The organism is Oligoflexus sp. (assembly GCF_035712445.1).
Classification (GTDB): Bacteria; Bdellovibrionota_B; Oligoflexia; order Oligoflexales; family Oligoflexaceae; genus Oligoflexus.
Genome location: NZ_DASTAT010000118.1, coordinates 1 through 9,061, shown reverse-complemented (window position 1 = coordinate 9,061; position 9,061 = coordinate 1). Strand labels below are relative to the sequence as shown.

The 9,061-nt window shown below is 55.1% G+C and carries 5 protein-coding genes; 4 read left to right on the top strand and 1 reads right to left on the bottom strand.

Annotated elements, in window-relative coordinates; genetic code table 11:
* From VFO10_RS25450 to VFO10_RS25440, 3 genes are all read left to right on the top strand, one after another.
* Nucleotides 1-2,641, top strand: a 2,641-nt coding sequence (locus VFO10_RS25450; RefSeq protein WP_325144816.1) for an ATP-binding protein, incomplete at its 5' end; no start/stop codon positions are given.
* Nucleotides 2,616-6,650, top strand: coding sequence for a response regulator (locus VFO10_RS25445; RefSeq protein ID WP_325144815.1), 4,035 nt, complete (start codon nt 2,616-2,618; stop codon nt 6,648-6,650). The genes VFO10_RS25450 and VFO10_RS25445, both read left to right, overlap by 26 nt.
* A 96-nt stretch (nt 6,651-6,746) precedes the next feature.
* Complete coding sequence (locus VFO10_RS25440) at nt 6,747-7,541, top strand: hypothetical protein (RefSeq protein ID WP_325144814.1); 795 nt, start codon at nt 6,747-6,749, stop codon at nt 7,539-7,541.
* A 225-nt stretch (nt 7,542-7,766) separates the two neighbouring features.
* Here the strand turns inward: VFO10_RS25440 and VFO10_RS25435 are convergent, their stop codons facing one another.
* Nucleotides 7,767-8,288, bottom strand: coding sequence for a hypothetical protein (locus tag VFO10_RS25435; protein ID WP_325144813.1), 522 nt, complete (start codon nt 8,286-8,288; stop codon nt 7,767-7,769).
* A gap of 249 nt (nt 8,289-8,537) precedes the next feature.
* On the opposite strand from VFO10_RS25435, the gene VFO10_RS25430 reads away from it, so the two are divergent.
* The gene (locus VFO10_RS25430) at nt 8,538-9,050 is read left to right on the top strand and encodes a DUF2975 domain-containing protein (protein WP_325144812.1); all 513 of its coding nucleotides are present in this window, start codon (nt 8,538-8,540) and stop codon (nt 9,048-9,050) included.
* Nucleotides 9,051-9,061 lie beyond the last annotated feature (11 nt).

The window sequence follows — 9,061 nt, the reverse complement described above, 5'->3', positions numbered from 1 at the left end:
TTCGGAATTTGGTTTTTACCTGCAATCGGATACGCTTTATCTCAGTTTCATTGGTTCGGTCGTCCTTTTCGCGGCCTATCTCTTTCATCGGGTGGATCGGCTTCGGGCCTGGAAAAACCCTGTATTCCTTGGCTTTGTCCTTCTCGGCAGCATGGAAGTTCTGGCGATTGCGGTGCAATTCTTTCATGCCCGCATTCCTCTGGCCATTGTCTTCTTCGTGTCGGCTTATGTCGGCATCGTCCTTATCTGCGCTATTTATGAAGTGATGCGGGTCAAAAACGTCGATCGGGAAATGCAGCTGGTGCGCGTCAGTCTGCTGATTCCAGTCGGGGGTATTCTTTATGATGCTGCGGTCGGGCAATTCGATTTGGGCCTGCCCTACATTGCGCATTACACGAACCTTGCCTTCATCCTGGCTCAATCCGTTCTGGTGGGCCGGGCTTTCGCGCGTTCCTTCAGTGAAAATGAACGGCTTCTGATTGAAGTCCGGGAAAAGGAAAAATCCCGCACGGTCTTCTTTCACAATACTTCGCATGAACTTAGAACGCCTTTGAACGGCATTATTGGTTTCCTGGAGCTTTTGATCAATGGACGTTATGGAGAACTGAGCCACGAGGCCAGCGTTCAGCTGCAAAAATGCGTGCGACTCGCGCATTCCCTTAAAAATCAGGTGAACACCATTCTGGATCTGGCCAAGTCGCGGAAGGGAACTCTGGAGCTTTCCAACAGTCAATTCCGTCTGGGCGATCTGATCAATGAAGCTCAGGATCTTGCGGAAGGCCTTCTGCTCAAATTCAAAAACACGGAATTCGAATTGCAGGTCGAATCGGGATTGGCCGCGGAAACCTGGGTCGGAGACTATGGGAAGCTCGCCACCATACTCCGTAACCTTTTGGGCAACGCCTTTAAATTCGCCGAACCCGGACGGGCGAATCGGGTGTCATTGCGTCTTCGGATTCAGGATCAGCAGCTGGTGATGGAGGTTCGTGACACCGGCATCGGCATACCCAAGGATCAGGAGGCGCAGGTTTTCGAGGAATTCAAGCAGGTCGAAGGCGATGCCCGGCGCGCCTATGAAGGCACGGGCCTTGGTCTTTCGATGGTGCGTGATATCTGCCGCCTGATGGGCGGGCGCGTGGAATTGGAATCCGTCTTTGGTCAGGGGAGCCTTTTCCGTGTGACCGTCCCGCGTCAGACCCGGATTCATCTGACTACGACGCCTGAACTGGTGGAAAACAAAAAATCTAACGCCCCTCCCGCGCTGGCTGCAAAGAACTCTGTGACTTTGGATGCAGCGCCAAACAAGGGTCATATCCTGGTCGTCGATGACAATGAAATCAACTGCGAGGTTCTGCGCGATCTGCTCTTGGGCGATGGTTATGAAGTAAGCGTCGCGCATGGGGGCGCGGAAGCCCTGCAGAAGGCGCGCACGAGCCCGCCCGATCTGATGCTGCTCGATATGATGATGCCGCAGATGTCAGGCGAGGATGTGCTTTTGGAAATGAAAAAGGACAGCACGCTCGAAGACATTCCCGTGATCCTGGTGACGGCAAGGGCCAGTGAAGACGACCGCATCTTTGGACTGAGCCTGGGCGCCGATGATTATCTGGCGAAGCCGATTCAGCATGAAGAATTGAGTTTCCGCGTGCGCAATCTTCTGAAGCGCATCGAGATCATTCATAAGATGGATGCGATCGAGGAGCGGGAACGGATGGCTCAGCTCGGCGAGATGATGCGGGAACTCAGCCATGAACTGAAAAACCTTTTCCAGGCGGGAAAACTCGATAAGGAAAGCATTCAGGACAGCAGCCTCTGCACGCTCAGCCTTCTGCCGCTCAGCGGCGCGGCCTGGAACGCGGCCTGCCTGAGTCTTTGTCAGGGGCAGCATCTGGAAGACGTCGACCTTCAGCAGCTGCCCTTTGTGAAACCTGAAGACGCGAGCAACAAAAATCTGCGGTCCCTGCGATTCATCCTCGCTGGTCTGCCGCTTGACGCAGGAGCGCGTAAAGAACTGTGGCAAACGATGAGTCACCTGACCGTCGAGCAGCAGAGCACCTGCGAGCAGGTTTTGACTCTCGTCAGGTCCTATCAGCTCCTGGAACAGCAGGCGCATCACGCGGCCGAGCTGGTGGTTTCCATCCTGGATTATAGTCGCAGCAGTCAGCATCTGGGAGCCTGCCGCCTGGATGAAGTTTGGAATACGCTGCACCGTCTCATTCATCCGCGCCTTCGTAAACACAGAATCGAGATCAGGCCGGGTGACCTTGCCCTGAATCTGCCGATCAATGCCGCGCACCTGATGCAGATACTTTTGAATCTGCTCGGAAATGCCGTCGACGCCATGCAGTCCCTGCCTTCTGATCAGCGTTGGATTGCGATTGCAGCGACGCACGGCGAACGTTTGGAGGTCCTCGTGGAAAACGCGGGGGCTCCGATTCCATCCGATCTTCAGAGTCATCTCTTCGAACGCGGCGTCAGTTCCAAGGGAACATCCGGTTCGGGGCTGGGACTATTTATCGCGCGCAAACTCATGCAGCGGGCGTCCGGTCAGATTCGTTATGACAAGCATGCGACCCATCCCCGTTTCGTGTTGACCTGGAATAAGGAGGACGGTGATGATGCCCTGCGCAAGGTATCTTAACCTTTGGCTGCTCTTCTTTCTTGCTGTCCCGAGGCTCATGGCGAACAGTGAACCGTCCGCGGTCGATGGGGTCTTTCATGCGGAAGGCTGGGATTTTGCGCAAAGGGGCCCGTTGAAAATAAAAGGCGAATGGCGTTTTTATCCCGATCGTTTATTGACCCGCGAAGACATTCTGAATGAAAGCTTTCTGCAGGATGATTACAAACTGATTGCGATGGGAACGGACTGGCGCAAGGCGGCCGGGCTGGACCGCGAAATTCAAAAGGCCACCTTCATCATGAAGGTGGTGGGTATTCCTCGACCCGAACCGCTCGGCTTTTGGATTGATCAGTTCGCCCAGCAGCATCAGACCTGGATCTATCGACCCGCAGTCAAGGATCTTCGACTTTTGACGGAATCCGGACGACTTGGGGATAGTGAAGAAACGATGGCCTATCAGATGAGGGTCGTGCATGGGGATCTGCCGGTGGCTGCCGGCGAGGAATTCTACCTGATCAGCTTCGGCAGTCGCTACCGCATCCCAGGGAACTTCACGCTGAGCCCTGTCATCTATCCGAGCACGCACTTGCAGGATAAGCTCGAAAAACATGATATGCAGACCTTTTTCGTGCTCGGCATGTTCTTTCTCCTCTTCATTTCGAACTTTGGGCTTTACGTGCTGCGGCCGGAAGATAAACCGAGCCTCCTGATCGGTATTTTTTCTTTGCTCATGGGCTTTCGCTACTTTTCAACGGAAGCGCTTCTGAGCCGCTTCGTTACGGAACCGAGCTATCTGACCTATGCCCTGACCGTCCTGCCTATAGTCTGGGGCCTTTGCCTCGGCTTCTCGATTTACTTCAGCTTTTTCAATCTCTCCTTCGAGAAAGCGATCCCGCGCTGGATCATGCAGACTGTCTGGTCACTGATGCCGATCATGATCGCTGCAACGCTTGTCTGGCCGCGGCAGGCTGTGTTTGTGGTCGTGCCCATACTCGGAGTTCAGGGGCTTGTTTCGATTCTTCTGATCGTACGCCTCGTGCAGCTGGTTCGGAAAAGGTTTCGGGCCGCGTCGATGGCGATGACAGGTTTCGCCCTTCTTTTCCTGGCGATGTTGAACGATACGATGGTCGCCTTCTTCCATGTCTATGATTTCGAATATCTTGGGCACTATGGAATGGTCGCCTTCATCTTCTTTCAATCCCTGGTGGTCGGCAGCAACTTCGCGCATGCCTTCCGCACGGCCGAACGCCTGACCCGCAACCTCCAGGACGAGGTGCATCAGCAGACGGAAAGACTGCGGATGCAAAAGGAAAAGCTGGAAGAGCAAAAGGGTATTCTGGAGCATCAGAAAAAGCAGCTGGTGGACGCCCATGAGGAACTGAAGGACGCGGATGAACAGAAAACACGTTTCTTCCGCTCGATCTCGCATGAGCTGCGAACGCCTCTGACTCTGATCCTCGGGAGCCTCCGGGAGAACCTCAGCCCGTCGGATATGCCGTCGGCTGTGGAGATGGCGCGACGCAATGCCAAGCGACTCTTTCGCCTTGTGAACCAGCTCCTTGATTTTCAAAAAATCTCGCTGGCGAAATTCAAACTGCGCCTCGACCCCATTCCACTCGAACGTTTCGTGCAAAACGTGGCCGCCTTCTGTGCGGACGCCTGCAAGAGGCAAGGGATGGAATTCCGTGTCGTCATGGATGTCGATCGACCGGAAAGCCTGAAAATACAGGGTCAAATCGATGCTCTGGAAAAAGTCGTTTTCAATTACCTCGCCAACGCTTTGAAGTTCACGCCCAAAGGCGGCCGCATAGATTTGATCCTCGAACGTCGGGCGCAGCAGGTTCGCATTGCGGTGGCGGACACGGGGCCCGGGATTCCGAAAGAGCAGCAGGATAAACTCTTCAAACTCTTCTCCCAGGTCGAAGGGCGGCATCAGCAGGATAAACAGGGCACCGGGCTTGGCCTGGCGCTGGTCAAGGAGCTGGCGCAGCTGATGCACGGCACGGTCGGAGTGGAAAGCGAAGCCGCGCAAGGGGCTCGCTTCTGGGTGGAATTTCCGCTGCTTTTGACTGCGGACGAGGCCATAGATATTCTTTTGGTGGATGCGGATGCCACGCGGCGCCATGATCTCGTCAGGACTCTTGAGGATCGGGGCCAGCTCTGGCGCATTCGACCTGTGGCGGATTTGAAGGAAGCCGCGGCCATCATGCATCGCGAAGGCGCGCGCGTGGTGATGACCCTGGTGGATGCCGGACCGGAACTGGATGCGTTCTTACAGTCCTGTCGCGAGTGGCAGGCTCAGGCCTGGCGCGTGCTCCTGGCGGAAGTCGGACGGATGAAGCAGGATACTCTGAAACAGCTGAATACCGCGCAGGTGGATCACTTTCAGCTGCTGCCGCTCAGCCCGGAATTTTTGCGGGAACTGGAGCAGAAACTCCATCGGCCCTCCACGGAAGGCCTGCCGATTCTGGATCTGGTCTATGTCGAGGATGAGCCTGCGGTTCGCAATGAATTCACCATGGCCATGGAGCGGCACACGGTCCTGCAGCAGTATAGGATCGTGGCGAATGGTGCCGGCCTCAAGGATCTTCTGCGGACGCACCGCATCCGCGTGGTGATCGCGGATGCGAACCTTGTGGGGGAGCAGGGCACCGATCTGCTCGCCTTCGTGGCCCGCGTTTCCCCGGATACCTTCCGCATTATCCTGACCGGCGAAACCTCGGCCGAGATGCTGGCGGACGGCGTGCGCAAGGCCCAGGCGCATCATATCCTTTATAAGCCCTGTGATTATCGCAAGGAGCTGCAGCTGATCGAGGATTACATCCGCAAAAGTCCTATCGTTCAGCTGCAGGAGGACGGCACGAATCACGAGGAACGCGACTGGCATCTTGCAGGACTGGAGCCGCAGCATCCGCAGCGCAGTGAAGAACCGGAGCTTTTGCGCCCGGAAGACTGCAAGGCTGTGATCCTGGTGGTGGATGATGTCTTTGATATGCGGGGCATCGTCAGCGGCATGCTGCGTTCGCACGGTTATCATATGATAGCCGCGGGCGGGGGCGAAGCGGCGCTCAGGATCGTGGAAACGCATCCGCAGCTGATCGATCTCGTCATCACCGACTGGCTGATGCCGGGCATGGATGGGCCGGCCTTGATTGAAGCGCTGCATCGCAGGGAGGACAGCATGTCCCTGCCGACGATCCTTTTGACAGCGAAAACCGACGCGGAAAGCAAGGCCGAGGGCATTCGCCTGGGCGCCAGCGCCTATCTCGGCAAGCCTTTCGATGAAAGGGAACTCGTTTCCACCGTGGAAAACCTGCTCGATCTGAAAAAGCGCGAACGCAAGATCGACGATCTGAATCAGTTCATCAATCAGAACATTCTGCAGCGCTTCCTGCCGCCCGACCTTGTCAAAGATCTTCTGGCGGGGAAGGCCATCTTTGATGACAGCGCCCGCATGCGGCCCATCACGGTGATGTTTACCGATCTGGTGAACTTCACAAGGTCCACGGAAATATTGGGTCCGGCGCGGATCGCCCGGATTCTGAATGACTTTTTTGTTCGGATGACGGATGTGATCTTCGAACACGGCGGCACGATCGATAAGTTTTTAGGTGATGGCATTCTGATTTTCTTTGGAGCCCCCCTGTCCATGGAGGCGCAGGACCAGGCTCGGCGCGCCTGTCTCTGTGCCCAGGCCATGATGAAGGCCTTGGAAGACCTGAATCAGACCTGGCGCCAGGAATTCCAGCACAGCTTTCAGATGCGCATTGGTCTGCATCATGGGCCGGCGATCGTGGGAAGCTTCGGAGGCCAAAGGCGTTCGGATTATACGGCCATCGGCAACACGGTGAACATCGCGGCTCGGGTTCAGGTCAACGCTGAACCTTCGCAAATCCTTATGACGGCTGCCGTGCGCGACTATCTGCCGCTCGGCAGCTGGACGCCTGCGGGTTCCTATCAGCTGAAGGGCGTGGCGGGTGAGGTGCTGCTCTTTGCTCTGACGGCAGGCCATCTGCAGGATGTGGCCTGAAGATCTGGCTGGAGGGATTCTTGCAAGTTCAGGTCAAGGCTGTCTGCCCCGTCTTGGCCGGGGTAGTCTTCACGATCTGTCATTTCAGGAGTCGCCATGGAAGGACCATCCCTTGTCATTCTGATGGAGGATTTGGCCCCCTTTTTGGGTAAAAAAGTCGTGCTGGCCACGGGTGTTTATCCGCAGGCCCCAACCCTGGTCGGGCAAACACTGCGTGATGTCAAATCCTGGGGCAAGCATGCCCTGCTTTTCTTTGATGCCTGCGCGCTGCGCATTCATTTTCTGCTCTTCGGCAGCTACTTCATTGATAAGGAAAAGGAAGGGAGCGTTCCGAAGCTGCAGCTGCAGTTTGAAACAGGGTGCATTAATTTCCATGCCTGCGCCATCCGCGAGGTGAGCGCCCAGGAGATCGCGGCCTATGATTGGGCTGTGGATCTGATGTCCCCGCAGTGGGATGCGAAGCACGTCGAAGAAAAAGTGATGGCGCAGAACAGTCGGCCGGTCTGTGATGTGCTCATGGACCAGGATATCTTCGCGGGCCTGGGGAACATCATCAAAAACGAGGTGCTGTTCATTTTAAAACTGCATCCTGATACTCCCGTCTCGGCCCTGAGCTCGTCCATGCGGCGGCAGCTGGTGCAGGAGGCTCGGGATTATTCCCTGCGCTTTTATGCCTGGAAAAAAGCCGGCGAGCTGAAGAAGCATTGGAAAATTTTCCGTAAACAAAAATGTGCGGACTGCGGTCGTCCCCTGGTGAAAGAGGAGACCGGGAAAAGTCAGCGCGTGAGCTATTACTGCAGCGTCTGTCAGCCCCTGACGGCCGTGTCCGCCCGGGCGATGAGGGGAAGTTATGGAAAACGACCGGCTCATGAAGCCAGCGCTGGAGTATGATATTCTCGTGCCTTTGGTGGACGCTTCGGGTGAGCGGTGCGCGATGAGCTCGTAATCTGGCGGGTTCAGATAGGGGAAGGAATTAAACCCCGAGGGTGAAACACCCTGGGGCTACAAACATCTATCGTTCTTTCTTGTGTGCCTGATTTATACATAATAATACGTACCGAGCATCAGGGACAGACCCCAGGTAAAATTTTCCTGGGGAGGCGGTGTGGGGCGGGCTTAGCCCAGGGTGATCTTCTCGATCTGCTCACAGCTTGTGCTCTCCCAGAAGGGCTGCAGATTCGATTGCTCGATCAGAGTCGTGCGCGCTTTTTCATAGTCCTCCCAGGAGTAGGTGCTCCGGGTCGTTTTTACAGTGATGGGATAAACGGGACTGATGAAGCTCGTGCCATCTTCAAAGTTCACCCAATACTGAACCACGAAATCTTTAAAATACGGCCCGATTTTGCCGGTTTCGCCTTTCAGAACGGCTTGACCCAGGAACGCCTGGCCTTCACGCTTCAGCGGCACATCCTGAACGTTGGCCCATTCCGTTTCCGGAGTGGCGCCCATCCAGATCGCGCCTTTCCATTGCTCGACTCCGATATGCGCCATCACATGGCAGACTGTTTTTCCGTAAGCAAGCTGCGTGTAATGCAGCTTCACAAAACATTCAAATTCCGAACGCCAGGTCGTGGCTTGAATCTGGGCGGCCTGGCTCATGACGGTCAAAGCGAATAAAAGCTGGGCGAGGAATTTCATAGTGCTTCTCCTTATCAATCAGCGTTCGCGCGTTATGCTGAAACTCATAACACCGGCTCCCACTGTTCCCTAGAAGTATTCAAGCGTTGCATGAAATGTCCGCCACCGGGCGGTTGTTTTAGGGGTGCCGTTCTGGGATGTAATTCATGCTTTGGGGTAAAAAGTTATCGAATAACGATAATTTTTTATTGCGTAATGAGATGGGCTGGGCTAGATAAAAAGCATTCATGGTCACCAAGGAGATTCACCATGTCCCAGCTAAAAAAGATTCCTCATACCTTTCGTCGATCCCGCCTGATTCTGCGCTTCGTGATGCTCATTCTTATTCTGCTCGCCCTGCGCGAAATGTTTTCCGGCTTTGTGGAAGGACTGAGGGAAGCCAGCCGGGATATGGCGGCCAATGTTTACCCGACGCCGCATGGCGGCATTTCCCTGAGTGCGATGGATGTGAGTCTTATGCTTTTTGTGGTCATGACGGGAATCATGATCAGCATTCTGAAGGAATTCGAAGCAGGTCGTTATTTTACGGAGAGTGTTCTGCGTAAAACTTTTCGCATGGGGCTTATCACGGAAATAACCTGCTATCTCCTCCTGCCTCTTCTCGCGCTTTATCATGCCCGTGTATCCGGAATGGATGCGGCTTCGGTTTATTTCAGCAGCATCAATTACGTGGGTGGCGTTGCGGGCACCTTCATTCGTTATCTCTCGCGCCTCTTTCTGATCGGCAAGGATCTGGAAGAAACTCAGGAACTGACCGTTTGAATGGAGTCAAC

What these genes read in the sequence shown, in the direction of transcription:
- VFO10_RS25435 (WP_325144813.1), bottom strand. Translation starts at nt 8,288, where the DNA reads ATGAAATTCCTCGCCCAGCTTTTATTCGCTTTGACCGTCATGAGCCAG.
- VFO10_RS25430 (WP_325144812.1), top strand. Translation starts at nt 8,538, where the DNA reads ATGTCCCAGCTAAAAAAGATTCCTCATACCTTTCGTCGATCCCGCCTG.
- VFO10_RS25440 (WP_325144814.1), top strand. Translation starts at nt 6,747, where the DNA reads ATGGAAGGACCATCCCTTGTCATTCTGATGGAGGATTTGGCCCCCTTT.
- VFO10_RS25445 (WP_325144815.1), top strand. Translation starts at nt 2,616, where the DNA reads ATGATGCCCTGCGCAAGGTATCTTAACCTTTGGCTGCTCTTCTTTCTT.